We start from the raw sequence: 23,360 nt of genomic DNA, 5'->3' as shown, positions 1-23,360 counted from the left end.
ACGGAGGCCGCAGCTTAGGCGCCGGACAGGTGCGCGGTCAACGGCGAGATGCGGTAAGGGTAGCCCTACCAGCGGATTAGCGCCGATCCCCAGGTAAAGCCCCCGCCCATCGCTTCCAGCAGCACGAGGTCGCCGGTCTTGATCCGCCCATCCGCGTGGGCCGCGGCCAGCGCCAGCGGGATAGAGGCGGCGGAAGTGTTGCCGTGCCTGTCGACCGTGACGACCACTTTCTCCGGCGCGATGCCGAGCTTGACGGCGCTCGCGTCGATGATGCGGCGGTTGGCCTGGTGCGGCACGAACCAGTCGATCGTCTGCGCGCTCTCGCCGGTCGCCTCGAAGGCATCGACGATCACATCGGTGATCATGCCCACGGCATGGCGGAACACTTCCCGCCCTTCCATGCGCAGGAAGCCGACGGTCTTTGTCGAGGAGACGCCGCCATCGACATAGAGCTTGTTCTTGTGCCGCCCGTCCGAGCGCAGATGCGTGGTGAGCACGCCTCGCCCGCCGGCGTCCTGGGTAGCGACGCCTTCCAGCACCAGCGCACCGGCGCCATCGCCGAACAGCACGCAGGTGGTACGGTCCGACCAGTCGAGGATGCGCGAGAAGGTTTCCGCGCCGATCACCAGCGCGCGCTTGAAGGCGCCAGACCTCAGGAAGCTGTCGGCGGTCGCCACCGCGAAGACGAAGCCCGAGCACACCGCCTGCAGGTCGAAGGCGGCGCCCTGGGTGACGCCGAGTCCGGCCTGCACGCTCACCGCCGTCGCCGGGAACGTGTTGTCGGGCGTGGAGGTGGCGAGCACGATGAGGTCGATGTCGCCCGGCTCCATCCCCGCATCGGCCAGCGCCGCGCGGGCGGCATGCAGCGCGAGATCGGAAGTCAGCTCATGGTCGGCGGCGATGTGGCGCTCGCGTATACCGGTGCGCTGGACGATCCATTCGTCCGACGTATCCACGATCTGGGCGAGATCGGCATTGGTGAGCGTGCGGGCGGGCAGATACGCGCCAACGCCGCGCACGACGGAACGAATGTCAGTCACGATGAAACCTGTAATTCGGCCGAAGCGGAAGCCGCCGCACCGGCGCGCGCTCCAACCCGGGGACGATCGTTCATTCCCGCGGCAATACGGGAAAGCAGCTGGTAGCGCACCATGTCGTAGCCGATGTCGACCGCCGAGGCGAAGCCTTCCGCATCGGTGCCGCCATGGCTCTTGATCACCACGCCGTTGAGCCCGAGGAACACGCCGCCATTGGACTTGCGCGGGTCGAGCTTCTCGCGCAGCGCGTTGAAGGCGCCGCGGGCGAGGAGATAGCCGATCTTCGCCAGCAGGCTGCGATTGATGGCGGCGCGCAGATAGTCGGCCACCTGCTTGGCGGTTCCCTCGGCGGTCTTGAGCGCGATATTGCCCGAGAAGCCCTCGGTGACGACCACGTCCACCGTGCCGCGCCCGATATCGTCGCCCTCGACGAAGCCGTGATAGGCAAGGCCGGGATGGCCGCTCTCGCGCAGCGCCGTGCCGGCTTCCTTCACTTCCTCGACGCCCTTGATCTCCTCGACGCCGACATTGAGCAGCCCCACGGTCGGGCGCTCGATGTCGAACACGATGCGCGCCATGGCCGCGCCCATCACCGCCATGTCGACCAGATGCTGCCCGCTGGCGCCGATCGAGGCGCCGACATCCAGCACGACGCTCTCGCCGCACATGGTCGGCCACAGGCAGGCGATGGCGGGGCGATCGATCCCGGCCATCGTCTTCAGGTTGACCTTCGCCATCGCCATCAGCGCGCCGGTATTGCCGGCGGAGACGGCACAATCGGCCTCATGCAGGCGCACGGCGTCGATCGCCTTCCACATGGAAGAGACGCGCCGGCCGTGGCGCAGGGCCTGGCTCGGCTTGTCGTCCATGCGGACCACGACATCGGTGTGGATGATCTGGCTCGCCTGCGCGAGGCGCGGATGCGCGGCGAGCAAGGGGCGGATACGCGCCTCGTCTCCGAACAGGAGGTAGCGAATGTCCGGGTGGCGGACGAGCGCGATCTCCGCACCCGGCAGCACGACGTCCGGACCATGGTCGCCGCCCATCACGTCGAGCGCTATGCGGACGGTCGAAGACATCTAGCGGTGAGGTCTCTCAGATCGGGTACACGCGGCCCGGAGGGAACCGCGGAGGCGATGAGGGCATGCCTCAGTTGGGCCGACATGACAATAGCGTCAGGCCATTTAGACCCAAAATGCCGCGCCTTGGCCCTACTTGTCCTCGTCGCGCAGGCGCGCCAGCGCGGCGAAGGGGGAGGCTTCCGCATCGCTCAGTTCCTCCACGCCGGAGAACGCCACACCCGGCTTGCGCGGATAGGGATCGAGCCCGAGGGCGAGAAATTCCGCGACCACGCCGCCGACATCCACCGTGCCGTTGACCAGTGGATCGGGCAGATTCAGTTCGGTGACGTCGATTTCCGCCCCCGGCTTCACCTCCGGCAGCTTCTCGGCCGGCGCGAAATGCATGTCGATGTCTTCCGACACCGGCCCCTCGAAATTCTCCAGCGTGACGACGCAGGTCTGCGTCACCACGGCGTCGAGGTGCCCCGTGACCCGCACGCTGCCTCCGCTTCCGGGAACGAGGGTTACGGTGGCGGTCAGGGCGGAAATGCCCGGAATGCCGAAATCGGCGGCAAGCGCCGCGCGCGTGGCGGCATCCGGCGCGAGCTTGACGGTGGTGCCCGTGTCGGGAAGGCTTGCCACCACTACCGGATGGCTCATCGGCAACGCATCGGTCATGACGGCGTGACCTCCTTGAAGTTGATATCGGTGGCGGGCGGCAGGGGCAGTTCGCCCGCCGCGAAGGTTTCGAAGGGTACCGCCGCGAGCGCGGTGACGGCGCGGCGCATATACAGCGCCAGGGCTTGGGCCTCGGCGATGCGGGCGCCATCGTCCGCATAAACATTGCGGTGGACGGCGTGCGCGAGGGATGCGTCGTCCGGCTCGGCCAGCGCCGCGTCATAGACGCTCACGCGGCCGTAGAAGGCCTCGGCGACGCGCTTCATCTTCTTCGGCACGGTGAGATCGCCCACGCCCATTTCCCGCAGATTGGCATCCATGTCGACACAGAAAGCGTCGAACACTCTCTGGGCGAATTCACGACGCTCCGTGCTTTCGTCCTTCAGCCGGTGAAACAGCAGGAAGGCGTGCACGAGGATCATCTCGAACCGGCCTTCGATCGTGTCGGGCACACCATAAGCGGTATAGAATGCCGGATCGCGCGAGTGTGCCACGATCGCGCCATAGAGCCGCTGAATGGTCTCACGTCCGTCGTTCCGGCGGAAGAAGCGCAGAATCATGACCGGCTCCCTGCCTCGCGCCGCCCGCCTCTGGCAGGCGGACGTTCGATGTGGGGGGTAGCGCGGGTCGGTGCCAGTGGCAACCCCGGACGGGTTCGACTAGGCCGGCCGGCGCGGGGCAAGGTTGCGTCGATGGCGCCGCCTGTGCTTTCTGCGCAGCGCGCGTGCCGTGATCGGCGGCTGCGCGCTTTGCGACGGCGCGATGTGGCGGCGGATGGAGATGTGGTGATGGCAGTGACGCGCGTAACGCTCCTTGCGACCGCGATGGCGGCTCTCGGGATGGCCGGATGCGCCCCCGGCGATCTCAGCATGCCGGCCTCGAGCATGGGCTTGCCGCGCACGCCGACGGGCTTCGTCTCCGAGCAGCAGCGCGGCTATGTGGCGACGCCCGGCGCGCTGGAGCAGATTCCGGTGGGATCGAGCCAGGAGCAGGTGCTGCTCGTGCTGGGCACGCCCTCCACTGTCGCCACCGTGGATGGCGAGGTGTTCTACTACATCTCGCAGAAGGCCAAGAAAGTGATGTTCCTGCGGCCCGAAATCATCGACCAGCGCGTTCTGGCGGTCTATTTCGACCCCAAGGACAAGCGCGTGACCCGCATCGCCGACTATGGCCTGAAGGACGGCAAGGTGTTCGACTTCGTGTCGCGGACCACGCCGACCGGCGGACAGGAACTGTCAATTCTCGGCCAGTTCCTCAACGCGACCCAGTTCAACCCGACGCTCTGAGGCCGCCGACGGCCGACGCGGGGCGCCGGCTGTCGTCAACTGCGCTTTCGCGACTTCGTCTGATCGATTCGCCTGGAGCCTCTTCGAGGGAACCCCGGTTCGCCGAAGAGGCTCGAGGCGTTTTCCTCACGCAAGCCGGTATCCATTTCGCTCGAAAACGCTCTAGAACCGCGTCGCGGCGAAGGGGGCGGGATCGACCACCGGCGTCACCCCGTCCATCATGTCGGCGAGCAGGCGCCCGGTTATCGGGCCGAGCGTGAAGCCCAGATGCTGGTGGCCGATCGCCAGCCACATTCCCTTCTGTCCCGGTGCGGCACCGATCACCGGCAACATGTCAGGGAATGCGGGGCGCGAGCCCATCCATGGCTCCGCTTCCGCCCGCGGGCCGAGCGGAAACAGGCCGCGCGCCAGAATTTCCGTCTGGTCGAGCTGGACAGGACTGCGGGGCGCATCGCGGCCGGCGAATTCCACACCCGTGGTCAGGCGGATGCCACCCTGCATGGGCGTGATGACATAGCCGCCCTCCTCGTCCAGAATCGGCCGCGCGAGGCTGGCATTGCCCTCGGGCCGATAGTGCATGTGATAGCCGCGCTTAACCTGCAGCGGCAGGTTGACGCCGAACGGCCGCAGCACATCCATCGCCCATGGCCCCAATGCCACCACCACGTTCGGCGCCTCGACGGCACCCTCCTCGGTCTTGACCGACCAGCCCTCGCCGAACCTCGCCAGCGTGCGCGCGTCTCCGCGCAGCACCTGGCCACCTAGCTGCGGCAGGTGGGCGGCATAGGTCTGCGTCACGCCGCCGGGGCTGGAGACGGAGTGCGGGTCCGACCACAGCACGGCGCCGGTGAAGACCGGACGCAGCGAGGGCTCCAGTTCCAGCGCCTCGTGGATCGACACCTCGCGGGCGGTCAGCCCGTAATGGCGCGCGAGGGGGAACTCGGCGCGCTCGCTCGCGAGCCCGCCCTCGGTGCGGTAGAGCTTGAGCCAGCCGCCCTCGCGGAAGAAATGCCCGGCGCCGCTGGCCGCGCTGAGGCGCTGGTGCTCGGTGACGGTGTGCACCAGCAGCGAATCCATGACGCGGGCATAGTCGAGGATGCGGGCCGGCGCGGAGGCGCGCCAATAGGCGAACATCCAGGGAATGAGGCCGGGAAGCGCGTTCCAGTGATAGTTCGCGCCGGGATTGCGGCGCAGCGCCACGTCCAGCAGCGCCTTCACGCTGCGCGGAAACGCGGTCGGGTAGATGGAGGCGCGCTCCACCAGGCCGGCATTGCCATAGGAGGTTTCCTCGCCCGGGCCACGTCGGTCGACGAGGACGACAGAGCGGCCGCGCTCGGCGAGATTGAGCGCAATCGAGGTGCCGACAATGCCGGCGCCGAGCACGATCGTATCGGTTTTCATGGGAGGTCGTCCTGCGGCGGAGACGGCGGAGCGGGCCCGAAAGGCACGCCCCGCCGCACCGGCCCGGGTCAGTTGATCGGGAAGGGGAAGTACTTTGCGTTGATCTTCTGGTAGGTGCCGTCGGCCTGGATGTCCTTGATGGCCTTGTTCAGCATCTCGCGCAGTTCGTTGTCTTCCTTGCGCACCGCGATGCCGGTGCCATCGGGGTTCATGTCGGCGAGGTCCGGGCCGATGAACTTGCAGCACTTGCCGGAATCGGTCTTCTCCAGCCATTCGTAGAGTACGAACTTGTCCGCAGCGACCGCATCGAGGCGGCCGGCGGCGAGGTCGGCATTGGCCTCGTCCTGTGTCGGGTAGAGCTTGACCTCCGAACCCTTGTACTTGTCCTCGAGATAGGTCGCCCCGGTCGTGGAGGACTGCGCGCCGAGCACCTTGCCCTTCAGCGCCTCGGGGGTGATCGCGGTGAGCTTCGTATCCTTGGGGGCGATGAAATTGCCCGGCGTCAGGTAGTAGGGAACCGTAAAGGCCACCTTCTCCTTGCGCTCGTCGGTGATCGACATCGAGGCGACGATGGCGTCGTACTTCTTGGCGAGCAGCGCGGGGATGATGCCATCCCAATCCTGCGCCACGAAGGTGCATTCAACCTTCATCTTCTCGCAGAGCGCATTGGCGATATCGATGTCGAAGCCAACCAGCTTGCCGGCCGAATCCACCGAGTTGAAGGGAGGATAGGCACCTTCCGTGCCGATGCGCACCTTCTTGATCTCCGCATGCGCGGCCCCGGCGGCGAGCGACATGGCCGCAGCCGCGGCCAGTATCCTGACGAATTTCATATCGTGGTTCCCGATCTCGCTGCCGTACACGGGCAGCTTGCCCGAAGGCTAGGCCCTGCCCCACCGCGAGGCAATGCGCGGTTCGCCTAACCTTTAGGCCATCCCGCCCTCAGAAATGGCTGAAGCTGCTCCGCGCGAAGGCCAACGGCGCGCCCCGCTCATCCCGCACCACCAGCCCCTCGCCGGCCGAGGTGCGGCCGATCACCGTCGCGCCGATGCCCGCCGCGGTGGCGCGCGCATGGAAGGCGTCGAGATGGGCCTCCGCCATCACGGCGAGAAGCTCGTAGTCGTCGCCGCCTGTGAGCGCCGTCTCCAGCAGCGCCGGCTCGGCGGCGATGGCGGCGCGGGCGGCATCGCTCAGCGGCACCCGCGCGGCGTCGAGTTCGCCGGCAATATGAGAGGCCGCGAGCAGCTTGGCGAGATCGCCGATCAGCCCGTCGGAAACATCCATTGCGGCAAGGGCATGCGCCCGAAGGCTGGCAGCGAGCACGAGGCGCGGGCGCGGATGCAGATAGCGCTCCGTGAGAAAGGCGCGCTGCGCGCCATCCAGCGCCGCGAAGCCGGGGCGGCCGGGATCGAGGCGCAATTGCAGGCCGAGCGCCGCGTCGCCGATCGTGCCGGTCACCACGATCGCCGCGCCCGGCGGGGCGCTGGTGCGCCGGACCATCTCGCCGGTCGGCACCGAGCCGAGCGCGGTGATGGAGACGGTGAAGGGCCCCGGCGTGCGCACCGTGTCGCCGCCCAGCAGCGGCGCCCCGTAGCGTTCCGCATCCTCGCCGAGGCCGCGCGCGAAATCTTCCAGCGCGGTGGCCGACATGTCGGGCGGGATGGCGATGGCGAGCAGCACGCCGAGCGGCGCGGCCCCCTTGGCCGCGAGGTCGGAGAGGTTCACCCGCATCGCCTTGCGGGCGATGGAGGCTGGCGGGTCATCGGAAAAGAAGTGGACGCCGGCAACCAGCGCGTCCTTGGTCAGCACCAGCTGGTGGCCGGGAGGCAGGTCGAGGAAAGCGGCGTCGTCCTTCAGCCCGAGCGCGCCGGGGTGCCGGGCAAGCGGCTCGAACAGCCGGGCGATCATGCGATCCTCGCCGGAGCCCGGATCCTTGCCGGAATTGCCGGCCTCGCCCGCGCTCGCCGCGCTCATGGCCGCGCCCTCAGCCCGTGAACTCGGCGGGCCGCCGCTCGCGGGCAATGCCGTCCAGAACGGCATTGACCATGCCGGTCTCGTCGCGGTCGAGGAAGGCGGCGGCGACGTTCACATATTCGGCAATCACGACACGGGCGGGAATGTCCGGCCGGGCGGCCAGCTCATAGGCGCCGGCGCGCAGCACGGCGCGCAGCACCACCTCGATGCGCTTGAGCGGCCAGCCATTGACCAGCGCGGCATCGAGCACGGGATCGACCACCCGCTGCTCGCGCACCACGCCGCCGACAATGTCGCGGAACAGGTTGAGGTCGGCGCTGGCGATCTCGTCGCCCTCGATCTCCTGGCCGATCCAGTGGCTTTCGAACTGGGCGAGGATCTCGGGCAGCGGCGTCGCCGCCACATCCATCTGGTAGAGCGCCTGCACCGCATTGAGCCGGGCGGCGCTCTTGCGCAGCGGCTTGTGGTTGACCGGCTTGGAGGTCGCAGGCTTGGCGGTTACGGGTTTGGGAGTCGCGGTCATGATCGCCTCACGCCTGCCCTACGCGGCGCTTGAGGCGCAGCAGGGCGAGCGCCGCCTCGACCGCGCCGGCACCCTTGTTGCCCTCGCTCACGCGCGCACGGACCCACGCCTGCGCGTCATTCTCGACCGTGAGAATGCCGTTGCCGAGCGGCAGCTGGCGCGAAACGGCGAGGTCCATCAGCGCGCGGGAGGATTCCCCGGCGACGATCTCGAAATGATAGGTCTCCCCGCGCACCACGCAGCCGAGCGCGACGGCCGCGTCATAGGGCGTGCCGGCAGCGGCGGCGGCATCGAGTGCGATGGCGATGGCGGTGGGGATCTCCAGCGCGCCGGGCATCGAGAGGACCTCCGCGCTGGCGCCGGCGGCAGTGACGGCTCCCAGCGCACCGGCGAGCAACTCGTCGGCGATGTCGTCATAGAACCGGGCCTCGACGATGAGCACGCGCGCGCCGTGGAGCGGCGTGACATCGGCATCGGAAGCACGCGGCGGGCGTGGGCTCGCCATGATTGGAACCTCATGAAACTGAATGGGCCGACGAGGTAGACCCGTCAGCGGAACTCCGCAAGCCGCGCCGCGTAGCGGGCCATCATGTCGACTTCGATATTGACAGCGCCGCCCGGCTGGACATCGCCCCACGTCGTATGCGCCAGCGTATGCGGTATGAGCAGGCAGGAAAAGCGCAGACCGTCTACCTCGTTCACCGTGAGCGAGGTGCCGTCGAGCGTGACCGAGCCTTTCGCCGCGATGAACGGGCCGAGCGCGGCCGGCACCTCGAACACGAAGCGCGTCGTCTCACCCAGATCCTCGCGCTCCACCACGGTGGCGACGCCATCGACATGGCCCTGCACGATATGGCCGCCAAGCTCGTCGCCGATCTTCAGCGCGCGTTCAAGATTGAGCCGCCCGCCCACCTGCCAGTCCCGCGCGGTCGTCACCGACAGCGTCTCCGGCGCGGCCTCGACCTCGAAGGCGTCGGGCTGCACCGCCACCACGGTGAGGCACACGCCCGAGCAGGCGATGGAGGCGCCGAGCGCGATGGTGGAGGTGTCGTAGACGGTGCCGATGGTCAGCCGGCGCACATCGTTGCGCGGCTCGATCGTGCGAACAGTGCCGATATCGGTGACGATTCCCGTGAACATCTAGCGACGCCTCATGATGGTGAGCCGATCCGCGCCGTGCCGTTCGGTCTCTGTCACCGACAGATAGGTATCCAGTTGCGAAAGCGGCAGTCCCTCCAGCGCATCGAGCGCCTCGGGACCCAGTTCGCGCGGCGCCTGGAAGATATCCGCCTCGTCGACCAGCCGGCTCTGCACAAAGGCGCCGGCGACGCGCGGGCCCGCCTCGACCATCAGCCGGGTGATACCGCGCAGCGCCAGCAGCTTCACCGCCTCGTCGAGATCGAGCCCGCCACCCGCGCGGCGGCGCACGCGCATCACCTCCGCCCCGAGGCCGACGATCGGCCCCTCGCGCTCCGCCGGCGCATCCTCGGCCGCGAGAATCCACAGAGGCGCGGTCGCGATGCTGCGGGCGAGCGCGCTGGTGGCCGGCAGCCGCAGCTCGCTGTCGAGCACGATACGCACCGGCGAGCGGTGGAGCATGCCCGGCAGGCGGCAGGTCAGCCGCGGGTCGTCCGCCAGCACGGTGCCGATGCCGGTGAGCACCGCGTCGAACGTGGCACGCAGCATGTGCACCCGCCCGCGGGTCGCCTCGCCGGTGATGGCGGCGGGGCGGCGCCCGGCGAGACCGACCTTGCCATCGGCCGAAATGGCCAGCTTGAGCATGACATGCGGGCGGCCTTCCGTGACGCGGCGGATATGGCCGGCATGGGCGATGCGCGCCTCCGCCGCGCCGGGGCCGACCACAACCTCGATGCCCGCCTCGCGCAGGATGGAGAAGCCACGTCCGGCGACGCGAAAATCCGGATCCTCCACCGCCGCCACCACGCGCTTGAGCCCGGCGGCGCGGATGGCATCCACGCAGGGCGGTGTCTGGCCGTGGTGGGAGCAGGGCTCCAGCGTCACGTAGAGCGTCGCCCCGTGCGCCGCCTTGCCCGCCTGCGCGATGGCCTGCGGCTCGGCATGAGGGCGGCCGCCCTTGGACGTCCAGCCGCGCCCGAGCACGACCGGGCCGGCGGGCGTCTCGCGCACCACCACCGCTCCGACGGCGGGATTGGGCCAGGTCTGGCCGAGTTCGCGCCGGCCAACGCTGAGCGCGGCGGCCATGAGGGCTTCGTCTTGCATGTCAGGCTTCATCATAAGGGGGCGGCGGCAAACGGCGATTTCCGGCCGCATCAGTCGTCGGCAAGGGTGGGGCGGCGGCGGGCCGGCGCGGCGAGGTCGTCGCTATCGCCGCCCTCGCCCGGGCGCGGCTCGAGCTCGCCGAGCACGGCCTCGAAATCCTTGGCCTCGCGGAAATTGCGATAGACCGAGGCGAAGCGGACATAGGCGACGTCGTCGAGCTGTTTCAGGCTCTCCATCACCAGCTCGCCAATGGTCTCGGAGGTGATTTCGCTCTCGCCCATGCTCTCCAGCCGGCGCACCAAACCGGATACCAGCCGCTCGATCCGCTCGGGATCGACGGGGCGCTTGCGCAGCGCCACCTCGACCGAGCGCGCCAGCTTGTCGCGGTCGAACGGCACGCGCCGTCCCGAGCGCTTGAGCACGGTAAGCTCGCGCAGCTGCACGCGCTCGAACGTGGTGAAGCGGCCGCCGCAATCGGGGCAGATGCGGCGGCGGCGGATGGCGGCGCTGTCCTCGGTGGGACGGGAGTCCTTCACCTGCGTTTCGAGACTTCCGCAATAAGGACAGCGCATCGGTTCACCTGGGTTCCGGGGGCCTCAGCCGTAGATCGGGAAACGCGCGAGCAGTTCAGCCACCTTGCCGCGAACCGCCGCCTCGACCAGGCTGTCCTCGTCGGTTCCCTTCTGCGACAGCACGTCCAGCACCTCGGCGATCATGTCGCCGATCTGCTGGAACTCGCCGACACCGAAGCCGCGCGTCGTGCCCGCCGGAGTGCCGAGGCGCACGCCGGATGTGACGAAGGGCTTCTCGGGATCGAACGGGATGCCGTTCTTGTTGGTGGTGATGTGGGCACGCCCGAGCGCGATCTCCGACACCTTGCCGGTGAGTTTCTTCGGCCGCAGGTCGACCAGCATCAGATGCGTGTCGGTGCCGCCGGAGACGATCTCGAAGCCGTGGCCCTTGAGGTTTTCCGCCAGCGCCTGCGCGTTCTCGACCACGTTCTTCGCGTAGATCTTGAACTCCGGCTGCAGCGCCTCGCCGAACGCCACCGCCTTGGCGGCAATGACGTGCATCAGCGGGCCACCCTGGATGCCGGGGAAGATCGCCGAGTTGAACTTCTTGGCGAGGTCCTCGTCATTGGTCAGGATCATGCCGCCGCGCGGGCCGCGCAGGGTCTTGTGCGTCGTGGTGGTGACGACATGGGCATGGGGCACCGGATTGGGGTGCACGCCGCCCGCCACCAGGCCGGCGAAATGGGCCATGTCGACCATGAGATAGGCGCCCACCGAATCGGCGATGGCGCGCATCTTCGCGAAGTCGATATGGCGCGGATAGGCCGAGCCGCCGGCGATGATCACCTTCGGCTTGTGCTCGTCGGCGAGCTTGGCGACTTCCTCGTAATCGATGCGCTGGTCGTCGCGGCGCACATTATACGGCACCGGCTTGAACCACTTGCCCGACAGGCTCACCGGCGCGCCATGCGTGAGGTGGCCACCGGCGGCGAGGTTGAGGCCGAGGAAGGCATCGCCCGGCTGCATGAGCGCGAAGAACACGGCGGTGTTGGCCTGCGCGCCCGAATGGGGCTGCACGTTGGCGAAGCCGGCGCCGAACAGCTGCTTGGCACGGTCGATGGCAAGCTGCTCCGCCACGTCGACGAACTGGCAGCCGCCATAATAGCGCCGGCCGGGATAGCCTTCCGCGTATTTGTTGGTCAGCACCGAACCCTGGGCTTCCAGCACGGCGCGCGAGACGATGTTCTCGGACGCGATCAGCTCGATCTCGTCGCGCTGGCGACCGAGCTCGGCGGTGATGGCGCCGGCGAGCTCGGGATCGGTCTCGGCGAGCGGCGCTTCAAAGAAGCGGCTGATGGAGCTGGTGGATGAAGCGTGGGCTTCGGACGACATATTCCGGCCTCCCTGGCACGGGGCGGTGGCGACGCCTTCGGGCCGACCTCGCGTCGACCCTTCGGAAATCAAGGCGGGTCGCTTAGCACAGCCCCTGCGGCGTTTCAAAGCACGCTCCCGGCAGCAGGCCTTGCATCGACGCGGCGGCAGGTGCCGAGCGGCGCGACACCGCCGGCGCGGATGACAGGAGAAGTGCCGCTCGCCTATCGTCGGCGCCCCTTCCCCCCGCGAATCCGGGACCCGCGATGAAGATCATCCACACGCCGCGCCATCTCGGCCATTCCGGCCATGTCGAGCTCAATAACGGGCAGATCGTGCCCGCCTTCGAGAAGCCCGAACGGGTGGCGATGATTCTCGACGCCATCGGCGCGCGCGGCCTCGGTCCGCTCATCGAGCCCACCGTGCACGGGCTCGACCCGCTGCTTGCGGTGCACGATCCCGCCTATGTCCGCTTCCTCGCGCAGGCCTGGGAATTGTGGACCGCGGAGGGACGCGAAACGCCGGCGCTGCCGAGCTTCTGGCGCGCGCCGGGCATGCGCTTCATCGAGCCGGACGCCATTGACGGCAAGCTCGGGCATTTCTCGTTCGATGCCGGCTGCTGCATCGTCGCGGGTACCTGGGATGCCGTGCAGGCCGGCGCCGATGCCGCGCTGACCGGGGTCGATCTCCTGTCCGGCGGCGAGCGGGCGGCCTTCGCGCTGTGCCGCCCGCCCGGCCACCACGCCCATGCCGGAACCATGGGCGGCTACTGTTTCATCAACAACGCGGCGGTGGCGGCGCAGAGCCTGCGCGACCGGGGCGCGGCGCGCGTGGCAATTCTCGATGTCGACTATCACCACGGCAACGGCACGCAGGCCATTTTCTACGAGCGTGGCGACGTTCTGGTGTGCAACATCCACGCCGACCCGAGGCAGGAATTCCCCTATTTCCTGGGCTATGCCGACGAGACGGGCGCAGGCGCGGGTGAAGGCTTCAACGCCAATTTCCCGCTGCCCTGGGGCACGGATTACGAGGGTTGGAGCGCGGCGCTGGAGGCGGCCTGTGGGCGCGTGAACGCCTTCGCGCCGGACGCGCTCATCGTGTCGCTCGGCGTCGACACCTACAAGCACGACCCGATCTCGCAGTTCCGGCTCGACAGCCCGGATTATCTGAGGATCGGCCGGCGCATCGCCGCGCTCGGCCTGCCGACGCTGTTCGTCATGGAGGGCGGCTATGCGGTGGAGGCGATCGGCGTCAACGTCGCCAACACGCTGGAAGGCTTTGAGACTGCGTGAGACCGACGTGACGAATGGGCGGGCGAGGGCGTGGAGCGCCCTCGCCCGCTTCACAGCCGGTAGAGAATCTGGTCGGTCCAGAAGCGCTCCAGCCGCTGCAGCGCCTTGTTGATCACCTGGAAGTCCTCGCGCCCGATGCCGCCGATCTGCTCGATCGTGGTGATGTGCTTGCCGTACAGCCCCTCGACGATGGCGCGCACTTCCTCGCCTTTCGGCGTCAGCTTGATGCGCACGGCGCGGCGGTCGATGCGCGAGCGCTGGTGGTCGAGATAGCCGGCCTCGACCAGCTTCTTCAGATTGTAGGAAACATTGGCGCCGAGATAATAGCCGCGCGTGCGCAGCTCGGCCGCGGTGAGTTCGGCATCGCCGATATTGAACAGCAGCAGCGCCTGGATGGCGTTCACGTCCTCGCGATCGCGGCGGGCGAATTCGTCATTGACCACGTCGATCAGCCGGCGGTGCAGGCGCTCGAGCAGCGACAGCGCCTCCTGATAGAGGGGGGCGATCTCGTCCGCCGCCGGCTCGCGCCGGGTCTGCGCCGCCGGCGCGGCATCCTGCCGCCCGGGCTTGTCCCGCGCCTCGCCCCGCGCCTCGCCCCGCTTGCCGAATGCCACCACGCTCGTTGCCTGAGCTGTCGCCTTCATCTGCACACCCCGATCCGACCTGGGGATTATCTCCCTCTCATCCGCCGGAGTGTGGGGCGCGCGCTCTAAGGACGGCTTAAGCGAAAGCCTGAATCGTTGGTGAAAACTTATCCTTTACGGGGCGTTAGCGGATCAGTCCTCGCTTTCGCGGGCCGCCTTGTAGGTGAGGAATGCATAGATCGCGACCAGCACCGTCTCCACCGCCGCGACGATGAACAGCCGCCCTACGCCCTCGGGCGCAGAGGCGTTGATGAGGATCTGCACCATCGCCGTCACCAGCCACAGCACGACGCCCCAGGAGGCGCCGAGCCACAGCCCGACCGCCGCCACCGGGTTCATGATGGCCGCCCAGATCACCGCCGCCTGCGCGGCCAGCGAGAGCATCTCGAACCGGCTGGTCGTGCCGTCCCACACGCCGCAGATCAGGGTCCAGCTGTAGATCGTCTTCAGCAGCAGGAAGCCGGCCAGCACACGCAGATACAGCACCACGCGCCGCTGCCAGGGCGGCAGTTCGGCGCCAGCCAGGCCTATGGTGGTATCGATGGGGTCATAGGGCGAACTCATCCCGCCTGAATACCCGAATTCGCGCTCAGGTCAGCAGCAATTCGTCGGGCAGCGGCTCATCCATCAGCGCGGCGATGGCGCGGGGATCGACCTCGTCCAGCCGCGACGGCCGCCAGAGCGGCGTCTGGTCCTTGTCGATCAGCACGGCACGCACGCCCTCATAGAAGTCCGGGCCGTCCAGCAGGCGGGTAACGAGGCGGAACTCCAGCGCGAGGCATCCGGCAAGGTCGTGGGCGAGGCCGCGCTGCATCTGCTGGAAGGCGATGTGCACGCTGGTCGGCGAGGCGCGCCGCAGCGTGTCGCGCTGGGCACGGGCGAAGTCGGCCACCTCGCCCGCGCCCGCCGCCGCATGGTCGAGCGCGGCGAGAATCGCATCGACGCTGCCGCCCGCGAAGATACGGTCGATGACCGGGCACAGCCGCAGCAGGGCCGGCGCGGGCGCATCGGCTTTCAGCGTGGCGAGGCTGCGCTCCACCGGCTCGCCGGCGGCGAGCGCGTCGATCAGCGCCGGCCAGCGGGCGGTGGGCACAAAGTGGGTATAGAGGCCGAGCGCCACGGCGTCCGGCATGCCGATGCGCGCGCCCGTCATGGCCAGCCACGTGCCGGCCCAGCCCGGCAGGCGCGGCAGAACGAAGGTGGCACCCACATCGGGAAACAGGCCGATCGCCACTTCTGGCATGGCAAAGCCCAGGTTTTCGCCGGCCACGCGGTGGCGGGCATGGCCCGACACGCCGAACCCGCCGCCGAAGCACAGCCCGTCGACCAGCGCGAGGAACGGCTTGGGGTAGCGGGCGATGAAATGATCGAGCGCATATTCGTCGCGCCAGTAGTCGCGCGCCGCCTCTTTCTGGCCGGAGCGGCCGAGCTCCACCATGTGCCGCACGTCGCCGCCGGCGCAGAAGGCGCGCTCATGCGCCGAGCGCAGCAGCACATGCGCCACGGTGGGCTCCTCCACCCAGCGCGCCAGCTGCGCGTGCATGGCGCGCACCATCGCGTGGTCGAGCGCGTTGAGCGCTCGTGGCCGGTCGAGCGTGATGATGCCGACCGCGCCGCGGACCTCGAATCGAATGCCGATGTTCTCGCTCACGCCGCCTGCCCTTCCGGATGCCCATGCTCACCGTCGCACAGGCAATAGGGCCTCACGGCGCCGGGGAAAAGACGGCGCGCGGCACGAGCGGCCGCGCCGACCCGGCGTTCGGCCCGCCTGCGACGCTTTGGCGGGCAAGTACGCAATCGCCCCGCTCTACATATCGCGCTGACAGCTGTATGACGTTATAAGTATTCGAAACTGGTCGATGCGAGCGTGTCCATGACGATCCCCTTCGCCCGTCCCCGCCCCGCCTTTCTCGATCCCTCGGGCCGACAGGACGTGTCGTCGCGGCTCGATCTGGCCCAGCGCCCCCGGCGCAACCGGAAATCCGAGTGGACGCGCCGGCTGGTGCGAGAAAACACGCTCACCGCCGCCGATCTCATCTGGCCGATTTTCGTGATGGATGGCAGCGAGGCGCGCACGCCGGTCTCCTCCATGCCGGGCGTCGAGCGCCTGACCGTCGACGAGGCGGTGCGCGAGGCCGAACGCGCCGCCGGCCTCGGCATCCCCGCCATCGCGCTGTTTCCCTATACCGACCCGACCCTGCGCTCCGCCGACGGGCGCGAGGCTCTCAACCGCGACAATCTGGTCTGCCGCACGCTGCGGGCGATCAAGGACGCGGTGCCCCATATCGGCCTCATCACCGATGTCGCGCTCGATCCCTATACCAGCCACGGCCATGACGGGCTGCTGGACGTGGACGGGCGGATCGTCAATGACGAGACGGTCGCCGTGCTGGTGGAGCAGGCGCTGGTGCAGGCCGATGCCGGCGCCGACGTCATCGCCCCGTCCGACATGATGGACGGCCGGGTCGGCGCGATCCGCCGCGCGCTCGACGCGGCGGGCCATATCGACGCGCAGATCCTCGCCTATAGCGCGAAATACGCCTCGGCCTTCTACGGCCCGTTCCGCGACGCGGTCGGCTCCAATGGCTGCCTCAAGGGCGACAAGCGCACCTATCAGATGGATCCCGCCAACGGCATCGAGGCGCTGCGCGAAGCCGCGCTCGATATCGAGGAAGGCGCGGACATGCTGATGGTGAAGCCCGGCCTGCCCTATCTCGACATCGTCTTCCGGCTGAAGGAGACCTTCGGCCTGCCGACCTTCGCCTATCAGGTGTCCGGCGAATACGCGATGATCGAGGCGGCCGCCCGCAATGGCTGGCTGGATGGCGAGAAGGCGATGATGGAGAGCCTCATGGCCTTCAAGCGCGCCGGCGCCGACGGCATCCTCACCTATTTCGCCCCCCGCGTCGCCGAGAAGCTGGCCCGCGAGGGCTGACGGCGCGCGACCGCGAGCACAGGACGCGGGAGACCGGCATCGCCCGCTCAACGGCCGCGCTTCTGCTGTTGCTGATCGCCCTCGCGCTTGGTGCCTGCGGCGCGATGATCGACGCCGACCAGGCGCGGATCTGCCGTGCCGCCGCGCCGGCGCTACACGAGGCGAGCGTGGAGATCGTCGAGACCGCGCTCAGCCCCGTGCCGGGGGCGCCGAACGCGCTCAAGCTCTCCTACCGCGCACGCCGCGACGGCTTTGCCAGCGCGCACTGGATGATCTGCACCTTCGCGGCACAGACGGGAATCGGGCGCTTCGAACTGACCGCCATCGACACCGATCGCGGCGCGCTCAGCGACATCAAGCTCTATATCCTGCAACGCTGGGGCCTCGACGACCGCCCGCCCGCGCTGGCGCGGCAGCCCTTGCTCAGGCTCGACGCGCGTACCGCCTACTGGCTGCAGCAGACGCTGAACGGCATCGTCATGGCCGGCGTCTACGGGCTCATCGCCACCGGATTCTCCCTGGTCTACGGGCTGATCGGCCGGATCAACCTCGCCTTTGGCGAAATCGCCGTGCTGGCGGGCACCAACATGCTGGTCGCGGTGGGGGTGGCAAGCCAGTTCGGCCGGCTGGGGCCGATGGCGCTCACCCTCTCCCTGCTCACGGGGGCGGCGGCCGGCGCGCTGGCCAGCTGGGTCATCGGCCGCCTCGTCGTGCTGCCGGTGAGCCAGCGGACGACCTCGCCACAGGCGGTGCTCATCGCCACCGCGGCTGTCGCCATCGTGCTCGCCGAACTGCTGCGGATCACCGCGCCGGACCGTGTCAACTGGCTGCCCGCGCTGCTGAACCGGCCGATCTATATCGCCGGCACGCGCGGCTTCATCGCCACCGCCACGCCGGCGCAGCTTCTGGCGGCGGCGCTGAGCCTGTTCGGCGCCTCGATGCTGCTCGGCCTCATCGGGCTGTCGCGCTTCGGCCGCGCCTGGCGCGCCCATGCGCAGGATCCGCTCATGGCGGCCATGCTCGGCGTGCCGGTGCCGGCGCTGCGTTCGGCCACTTTTCTCGTCTCCGGCGCCGCCGCCGGGCTGGCGGGAACCATCGTCGTACTGGCCTACGGAACGATTTCACCCGGCGATGGACTGGCCATTACGCTCAAAGCCTTGATTTCGGCGGTTATTGGCGGCATTGGCTCGGTGCCGGGCGCTTTTCTCGGCGCCGCCCTCGTCGCCGGCGTCGAAACCGTGTGGTCCTCGGCCTTTGATATCGCCTATCGCGACGTCGTGACCTATTCGCTCCTGGCCGCCTTTCTCATCCTGCGGCCAGGCGGTCTCTTCAATCGTGCGGCCCCTTCGCCGCGAGAATTCTGAGTATCTCGATGACCTTGCCCGTCACTCCCGCCGATGTCGCCGCTGCCCGCGAAGTGCTGGCCGGCGCGGTGCTGCGCACGCCCACGCTGCCGGCGCCGCGCCTGTCGGCGATTACCGGGGCGCAGGTGTTCATCAAGTACGAGAATCTTCAGGTCACCGCCTCCTTCAAGGAGCGCGGCGCGCTGACCAAGCTGGCCAGCCTTTCTCCGGCCGAGCGAGCCGCCGGCGTGGTCGCCATGTCGGCCGGCAACCATGCGCAGGCGGTGGCCTACCACGCCGCCCGGCTGGGCATCCGCGCCACCATCGTCATGCCCATGCACACGCCCATCGTGAAGGTGGCGGCGACCGAGGCGCATGGCGCCCGCGTGGTGCTGCACGGCGAATCGGTGGGTGACGCCAGCGAGGAGGCGGACCGCATCGCCCACGCGGAAAGCCTCGTCTGGGTGCACCCTTATGACGATCGCTTCGTGATCGCCGGCCAGGGCTCCGTCGCGTCCGAAATGCTGGAAGACGCGCCCGAGCTGGAGGCGCTGCTGGTGCCGGTGGGCGGCGGTGGGCTCATCTCCGGCATGGCGGTGGCCGCGCGCGAGAAGCGGCCGGACATCGAGATCGTCGGCGTCGAGACCTCGCGCTACCCCTCCATGTGGAATGCGCTGCACCAGCAGAGCCTGCCCTGCGAGGGCACGACGCTGGCTGAGGGCATCGCGGTGAAGCAGGCGGGCGTGCTGACCCGCGAGATCGTCTCCGCGCTCGTCTCCGACGTCGTGCTGGTGGAGGAGCCGATCATCGAGCGGGCGGTGAACCTGTTCCTCACCCAGCAGAAGACGCTGGCCGAGGGCGCTGGCGCGGCCGGCCTCGCGGCGCTGCTCGCCGAGCCCGAGCGCTATCGCGGCCGCAATGTCGGCCTCGTCGTCTCCGGCGGCAATATCGACCCGCGGATCGTCGCCTCGATCATGATGCGCGAGCTGGAGCGCGAGGAGCGCATCGTCAGCTTCCGCTTCTCCATGATGGACCGGCCCGGCGAACTGGGCATCATCTCCACGATGCTGGGCCAGCTCGGCGCCAACATCCTCGAGGTCGAGCACAAGCGGCACTTCCTCGATGTGCACGCCAAGGGCGCGCGGCTCGACGTGACGGTGGAGACGCGCGACCGCATGCATGCCGATCAGGTCTATAGCGCGCTGATCGAGAACGGCATGGATGTCGCCCGCATCGACTGGCGCACCGGCAACTGAGCGCCGGCGTGGGGAGGGAGGGGGCAGATGCGAGGCAGGTCGCCTTGCCGTTCGTCCCCGCCCTTCCCACCTGAAAGGCGAGGAGAAACACCGCCATGAGCGACGCCGATTATTACGGGGCTCCCCGGCCCTACGCCTTCGATCCTCTCGCCGACCCGGAATATTTCCAGGGCGTGCTCGGGCGGCGCATCCTCGCCTGCCTGATCGACGCGGTGCTGATCTGCGCCCCGATCGTGCTGGCGGCGGTGTTCATCTTCGTGTTCGGCTTCATCACGCTGGGGTTGGGCTGGTTTCTCTACGGCCTGCTGAGCCCGGCCTTCGTGATCTGGGCTCTGGTCTATGCCGGCCTCACGCTCGGCGGCCCGTTCTCCGCCACCATCGGCATGCGGGCCATGGGAATCGAGATGCGCCTGTGGCACGGCGCGCCGATGTCGCCCTTGCTGGCGGTGCTCAGCCTCGTGCTGTTCTGGGTGTCGCTCAGCGTGCTGACGCCCTTCGTGCTGCTTGTGGGCCTGTTCAACGCCCGCCGGCGCCTCCTGCACGACATCATCCTCGGCACGGTCGTCACCAATAGCGAGGAGCGCGCCGCCCAGCTGCGGCCCCGGTGGCGCTGATGCCGGCCCGGCCGATGCCCGGCGGGTGCCTCCGTGACGCATCGAGGGCTTTGACCTTGCCGCGGTCTCTGGCAATCTCTGATTCTCCCTGACCGCGAACCCGCCGTGACAGAACACCCGCGCGACACACCGCAGTTCTACCTGACCGCCCCATCCCCCTGCCCGTATCTGCCGGGCCGCGAGGAGCGGAAGGTGTTTACCCATCTGGTGGGCGAGCGGGCGACGCAGCTCAACGACGTGCTGACCCATGGCGGCTTCCGCCGCAGCCAGTCCATCGCCTACCGCCCGGCCTGCGAACATTGCCGCGCCTGCGTCTCCGTGCGGATCTGCGTGAACGAGTTCGTGGAATCGCGCTCCTTCCGCCGGGTGCGGCAGGCCAATGACGACCTGATCGGCGACATGCGCACGGCGGTGCCGACGGCCGAGCAATATTCGCTGTTCCGCGCCTATCTCGACAGCCGCCACGGCGATGGCGGCATGGCTGACATGAGCGTGCTCGACTATGCGATGATGGTCGAGGACAGCCATGTGCGCACCCGCCTGATCGAATATCGCCGGCGCGGGCCGGACACCGCCATCAACGGGCGCGGCCACGGCGCGCTGCACGGCGTGGCGCTGAGCGACGTGCTCGCCGACGGCCTGTCGATGGTCTATTCCTTCTACGAGCCCGAAGCGCCCGCCCGCTCGCTCGGCACGTTCATGATCCTCGATCACGTTACCAAGGCCCGAGCCATGGGCCTGCCCTATGTCTATCTCGGCTACTGGGTCAACGGCTCGGCCAAGATGGACTACAAGCGCCGCTTCCTGCCGCAGGAACGCCTGATGCCGGCCGGCTGGGAGCGGGTTGACTGATCCAGCGGCTCGTTTCCTATCGCCGATGACCACAGCCGATGGAGATCGGCGCGCGATACCGGCTTCGCCTTGGCCGGAACAACGATCTGTAGGCTGCCTGGCTCTAGAACCGGTTGTTCCGCGGGAAGCCCTTGGGCGGCAGGCGGCCGGCGCTGGCGCGTTCGCCGCGCCATTCGGTGAGGTCGGTCACGGTCCAGGTTCGCCCGGACGTGTCGCGCCAGGTCAGGCCGTCGGCGGCGCTGAACACCTTCACGTCGGACATGGCGCCGTCCTTGTAGCGCTGCAGCCGCACGCCGCGCCCGCGCGTCATTTCCGGGATCTGGCTGAGCGGGAAGACCAGCAGCTTGCGATTCTCGCCGATCACCGCCACCGTGTCGCCCACGGCCGGCATCACCTTGCAGGCCTCCTGCGCGTCCACGCCCAGCACCTGCTTGCCCTTGCGGGTATTGGCGACGCATTCGTCCTCGGCGACGAGGAAGCCCCGGCCCTCCTTGGCCGTGACCAGCAGCTTGCGCCCGCCCTGATAGGGCAGAACGTCGACAATGTCGGCTTCCTGCTCGAGCTCGATCGACAGTCGCAGCGGCTCGCCATGGCCGCGCCCGCCGGGCAGCTTGGAAGCGTCCAGCGTGTAGAAGCGGCCATTGGTGGCGAAGACCAGCAGCTTCGATGTCGTCTCGGTGAAGAAGGAGAGCTTGAGCTGGTCGTCGCCCTTGAAGGCGAGCGCGGAGAGGTCCGCCACATGGCCCTTGAGCGCGCGGATCCAGCCCTTTTCCGAGACGACGACGGTGATCGGCTCGCGCTCCACCAGCGCCTCGCTCACCGCGTCCGCACCATGGGCGGCCGCCTCGCCGAAGCTGGTGCGGCGGCGCCCGAGCGGGGTGTCCGGCCCGAACGCCTTGCGCGTCTCCCCGAGTTGCCAGGCCACGGTTTTCCACTGCCGCGCCTCGGAGCCCAGCAGCCCTTCGATCTCGCCCTTCTCGGCGGTCAGCGCGTCGTGCTCCTTGCGGATCTCGAATTCCTCCAGCTTGCGCAGCGAGCGCAGGCGCATGTTGAGGATCGCTTCCGCCTGCACGTCGGTCAGCTCGAAGGTCCGCATCAGCTCGACCTTCGGCTCATCCTCCTCGCGGATGATGCGGATCACCTCGTCGAGATTGAGATAGGCGATGAGGTAGCCGCCCAGCACCTCCAGCCGGTGCTCGATCTCGCCCAGCCGGTGGCGGGAGCGGCGCAAAAGCACCTCGCGCCGGTGGTCGACCCACTCGCGCAACGCCTCGGTGAGGCTGACCACCTTGGGCACCTGCCCGCCGACCAGCACGTTCATGTTCAGCGGGAAGCGGATTTCCAGCTCGGTGAGCCGGAACAGGCTCTCCATCATCAGCTCGGCGTCGACCGTGCGCGCGCGCGGCTCCAGCACGAGGCGCACATCCTCGGCCGATTCGTCGCGCACATCGGCGAGCAGCGGCAGCTTCTTCTCGTTGAGGAGGTCGGCGATCTTCTCCACGAGGCGGGATTTCGGCACGCCATAGGGAATTTCGGTGACGACGACGACATAGGAGCCGCGCCCGGTCTCCTCCTTGAGCCAGCGCGCCCGCAGGCGAAAGCCGCCGCGCCCGGTGGCGTAGGCGTCGGCCATCGAGGCCGGCGATTCGATGATGACGCCGCCGGTGGGGAAATCCGGCCCCTTGACGAATTTCAGCAGATCGTCGGTCGTGGCGGCCGGATGCTCGATGAGATGCAGGCTGGCGTCGATCAGCTCGGCCGCGTTGTGCGGCGGGATCGAGGTCGCCATGCCCACCGCGATGCCGGTCGAGCCATTGGCCAGAAGGTTGGGGAACGCGCCGGGCATCACCACCGGCTCTTCGGTGGTGCCGTCATAGTTCGGACGGAAGTCGACCGCGTCCTCATCGATGCCGTCGAGGATGAGCCGCGCGACCTCGGTCAGCCGCGCCTCGGTATAGCGCTCGGCCGCGGCGTTATCGCCGTCGATATTGCCGAAATTGCCCTGCCCGTCGACCAGCGGGTAGCGCTGCGCGAAATCCTGCGCGAGGCGCACCATGGCGTCGTAGATCGCCGCGTTGCCGTGCGGATGGAACGAACCCATCACGTCACCGACGATCTTCGCGCTCTTGCGGAAGCCGCCGCCCGGGTCGAGCCGCAGCAGCCGCATGCCATAGAGAATGCGGCGATGCACGGGCTTCAGCCCGTCCCGCGCGTCCGGCAGGGCCCGGTGCATGATGGTGGACAGCGCATAGGCGAGGTAGCGCTCTTCCAGCGCTGCCTTCAGCCCGATCGGCTCGACCGAGCCCTGATCCTTCGGAATCGGTCCCTCTCCCATGG

Annotated in this window: 24 protein-coding genes; 7 read left to right on the top strand and 17 right to left on the bottom strand. The window is 68.6% G+C overall.

The window, feature by feature from the left end:
- Window positions 1-65: 65 nt before the first annotated feature.
- The 4 genes from FHS55_RS17810 to FHS55_RS17795 all read right to left on the bottom strand — a co-directional run bounded on the left by FHS55_RS17810 (window position 66) and on the right by FHS55_RS17795 (window position 3,336).
- Window positions 66-1,040, bottom strand: a complete 975-nt coding sequence (locus FHS55_RS17810) for a beta-ketoacyl-ACP synthase 3 (RefSeq protein ID WP_183191128.1) — start codon at window positions 1,038-1,040, stop codon at window positions 66-68.
- Window positions 1,037-2,116, bottom strand: coding sequence for a phosphate acyltransferase PlsX (plsX, locus tag FHS55_RS17805; protein WP_183191127.1), 1,080 nt, complete (start codon window positions 2,114-2,116; stop codon window positions 1,037-1,039). The genes FHS55_RS17810 and plsX overlap by 4 nt, the downstream gene beginning before the upstream one ends.
- A gap of 132 nt (window positions 2,117-2,248) precedes the next feature.
- Entirely contained in the window at window positions 2,249-2,776 is a 528-nt protein-coding gene (locus FHS55_RS17800; RefSeq protein WP_183191126.1) for a YceD family protein, read from the bottom strand.
- Complete coding sequence (locus FHS55_RS17795; RefSeq protein ID WP_183191125.1) at window positions 2,773-3,336, bottom strand: ubiquinol-cytochrome C chaperone family protein; 564 nt, start codon at window positions 3,334-3,336, stop codon at window positions 2,773-2,775. The genes FHS55_RS17800 and FHS55_RS17795 overlap by 4 nt, the downstream gene beginning before the upstream one ends.
- A gap of 228 nt (window positions 3,337-3,564) precedes the next feature.
- Here FHS55_RS17795 and FHS55_RS17790 point away from each other — a divergent pair, with 228 nt between their 5' ends.
- A complete protein-coding gene (locus tag FHS55_RS17790; RefSeq protein ID WP_425485831.1) occupies window positions 3,565-4,062 on the top strand; it encodes an outer membrane protein assembly factor BamE in 498 nt (165 codons plus the stop codon).
- Window positions 4,063-4,224: 162 nt separating this feature from the next.
- On the opposite strand, the gene FHS55_RS17785 is transcribed toward FHS55_RS17790, so the two are convergent.
- The 9 genes from FHS55_RS17785 to glyA all read right to left on the bottom strand — a co-directional run bounded on the left by FHS55_RS17785 (window position 4,225) and on the right by glyA (window position 12,105).
- Window positions 4,225-5,463, bottom strand: coding sequence for an NAD(P)/FAD-dependent oxidoreductase (locus FHS55_RS17785; protein WP_183191124.1), 1,239 nt, complete (start codon window positions 5,461-5,463; stop codon window positions 4,225-4,227).
- Between the two features lie 68 nt (window positions 5,464-5,531).
- Window positions 5,532-6,296 carry an ABC transporter substrate-binding protein gene (locus tag FHS55_RS17780; RefSeq protein WP_183191123.1) on the bottom strand — a complete coding sequence of 255 codons (765 nt, stop codon included), beginning with the start codon at window positions 6,294-6,296 and terminating at the stop codon, window positions 5,532-5,534.
- Window positions 6,297-6,405: 109 nt separating this feature from the next.
- Window positions 6,406-7,437, bottom strand: a complete 1,032-nt coding sequence (gene thiL / locus FHS55_RS17775) for a thiamine-phosphate kinase (protein WP_246340240.1) — start codon at window positions 7,435-7,437, stop codon at window positions 6,406-6,408.
- Between the two features lie 10 nt (window positions 7,438-7,447).
- On the bottom strand, window positions 7,448-7,960 hold the full coding sequence (gene nusB, locus FHS55_RS17770; RefSeq protein ID WP_183191122.1) for a transcription antitermination factor NusB: 513 nt from the start codon (window positions 7,958-7,960) through the stop codon (window positions 7,448-7,450).
- Between the two features lie 7 nt (window positions 7,961-7,967).
- Window positions 7,968-8,465: a 6,7-dimethyl-8-ribityllumazine synthase gene (ribH, locus tag FHS55_RS17765; protein ID WP_183191121.1), complete on the bottom strand. Its 498-nt coding sequence runs from the start codon at window positions 8,463-8,465 to the stop codon at window positions 7,968-7,970.
- A gap of 44 nt (window positions 8,466-8,509) precedes the next feature.
- Complete coding sequence (locus FHS55_RS17760; protein ID WP_183191120.1) at window positions 8,510-9,100, bottom strand: riboflavin synthase; 591 nt, start codon at window positions 9,098-9,100, stop codon at window positions 8,510-8,512.
- Window positions 9,101-10,201 carry a bifunctional diaminohydroxyphosphoribosylaminopyrimidine deaminase/5-amino-6-(5-phosphoribosylamino)uracil reductase RibD gene (ribD, locus tag FHS55_RS17755; RefSeq protein WP_246340238.1) on the bottom strand — a complete coding sequence of 367 codons (1,101 nt, stop codon included), beginning with the start codon at window positions 10,199-10,201 and terminating at the stop codon, window positions 9,101-9,103.
- Between the two features lie 50 nt (window positions 10,202-10,251).
- Window positions 10,252-10,773, bottom strand: coding sequence for a transcriptional regulator NrdR (nrdR, locus tag FHS55_RS17750; protein ID WP_183191119.1), 522 nt, complete (start codon window positions 10,771-10,773; stop codon window positions 10,252-10,254).
- 24 nt (window positions 10,774-10,797) lie between these two features.
- Entirely contained in the window at window positions 10,798-12,105 is a 1,308-nt protein-coding gene (gene glyA / locus FHS55_RS17745) for a serine hydroxymethyltransferase (RefSeq protein ID WP_183191118.1), read from the bottom strand.
- Window positions 12,106-12,350: 245 nt separating this feature from the next.
- On the opposite strand from glyA, the gene FHS55_RS17740 reads away from it, so the two are divergent.
- Entirely contained in the window at window positions 12,351-13,379 is a 1,029-nt protein-coding gene (locus FHS55_RS17740) for a histone deacetylase family protein (protein ID WP_183191117.1), read from the top strand.
- Window positions 13,380-13,429: 50 nt separating this feature from the next.
- On the opposite strand, the gene ldtR is transcribed toward FHS55_RS17740, so the two are convergent.
- The 3 genes from ldtR to FHS55_RS17725 form a co-directional block, all read right to left on the bottom strand.
- Entirely contained in the window at window positions 13,430-14,023 is a 594-nt protein-coding gene (gene ldtR / locus FHS55_RS17735) for a transcriptional regulator LdtR (protein WP_183191116.1), read from the bottom strand.
- 132 nt (window positions 14,024-14,155) lie between these two features.
- Window positions 14,156-14,587 (bottom strand): DUF6163 family protein, encoded by a 432-nt coding sequence (locus tag FHS55_RS17730; RefSeq protein WP_183191115.1) that lies wholly within the window; start codon window positions 14,585-14,587, stop codon window positions 14,156-14,158.
- A gap of 25 nt (window positions 14,588-14,612) precedes the next feature.
- A complete protein-coding gene (locus FHS55_RS17725; RefSeq protein ID WP_183191114.1) occupies window positions 14,613-15,674 on the bottom strand; it encodes a 3-hydroxyisobutyryl-CoA hydrolase in 1,062 nt (353 codons plus the stop codon).
- A 222-nt stretch (window positions 15,675-15,896) separates the two neighbouring features.
- Here FHS55_RS17725 and hemB point away from each other — a divergent pair, with 222 nt between their 5' ends.
- The 5 genes from hemB to FHS55_RS17700 all read left to right on the top strand — a co-directional run bounded on the left by hemB (window position 15,897) and on the right by FHS55_RS17700 (window position 21,023).
- Window positions 15,897-16,958 (top strand): porphobilinogen synthase, encoded by a 1,062-nt coding sequence (hemB, locus tag FHS55_RS17720; RefSeq protein WP_183191113.1) that lies wholly within the window; start codon window positions 15,897-15,899, stop codon window positions 16,956-16,958.
- A 68-nt stretch (window positions 16,959-17,026) separates the two neighbouring features.
- On the top strand, window positions 17,027-18,322 hold the full coding sequence (locus FHS55_RS17715) for a branched-chain amino acid ABC transporter permease (protein WP_246340237.1): 1,296 nt from the start codon (window positions 17,027-17,029) through the stop codon (window positions 18,320-18,322).
- A gap of 8 nt (window positions 18,323-18,330) precedes the next feature.
- Window positions 18,331-19,557, top strand: a complete 1,227-nt coding sequence (locus FHS55_RS17710; RefSeq protein WP_183191112.1) for a threonine ammonia-lyase — start codon at window positions 18,331-18,333, stop codon at window positions 19,555-19,557.
- A 95-nt stretch (window positions 19,558-19,652) separates the two neighbouring features.
- Window positions 19,653-20,171 (top strand): RDD family protein, encoded by a 519-nt coding sequence (locus tag FHS55_RS17705; RefSeq protein ID WP_183191111.1) that lies wholly within the window; start codon window positions 19,653-19,655, stop codon window positions 20,169-20,171.
- 105 nt (window positions 20,172-20,276) lie between these two features.
- Window positions 20,277-21,023 (top strand): arginyltransferase, encoded by a 747-nt coding sequence (locus FHS55_RS17700; protein WP_183191110.1) that lies wholly within the window; start codon window positions 20,277-20,279, stop codon window positions 21,021-21,023.
- Between the two features lie 103 nt (window positions 21,024-21,126).
- On the opposite strand, the gene parC is transcribed toward FHS55_RS17700, so the two are convergent.
- Window positions 21,127-23,358: a DNA topoisomerase IV subunit A gene (gene parC / locus FHS55_RS17695; RefSeq protein WP_183191109.1), complete on the bottom strand. Its 2,232-nt coding sequence runs from the start codon at window positions 23,356-23,358 to the stop codon at window positions 21,127-21,129.
- Window positions 23,359-23,360: the final 2 nt, after the last annotated feature.

Origin of the sequence: Ancylobacter tetraedralis, assembly GCF_014195655.1 — a bacterium.
GTDB lineage: Bacteria > Pseudomonadota > Alphaproteobacteria > Rhizobiales > Xanthobacteraceae > Ancylobacter > Ancylobacter tetraedralis.
This window is presented reverse-complemented; position numbering and strand designations above follow the sequence as displayed.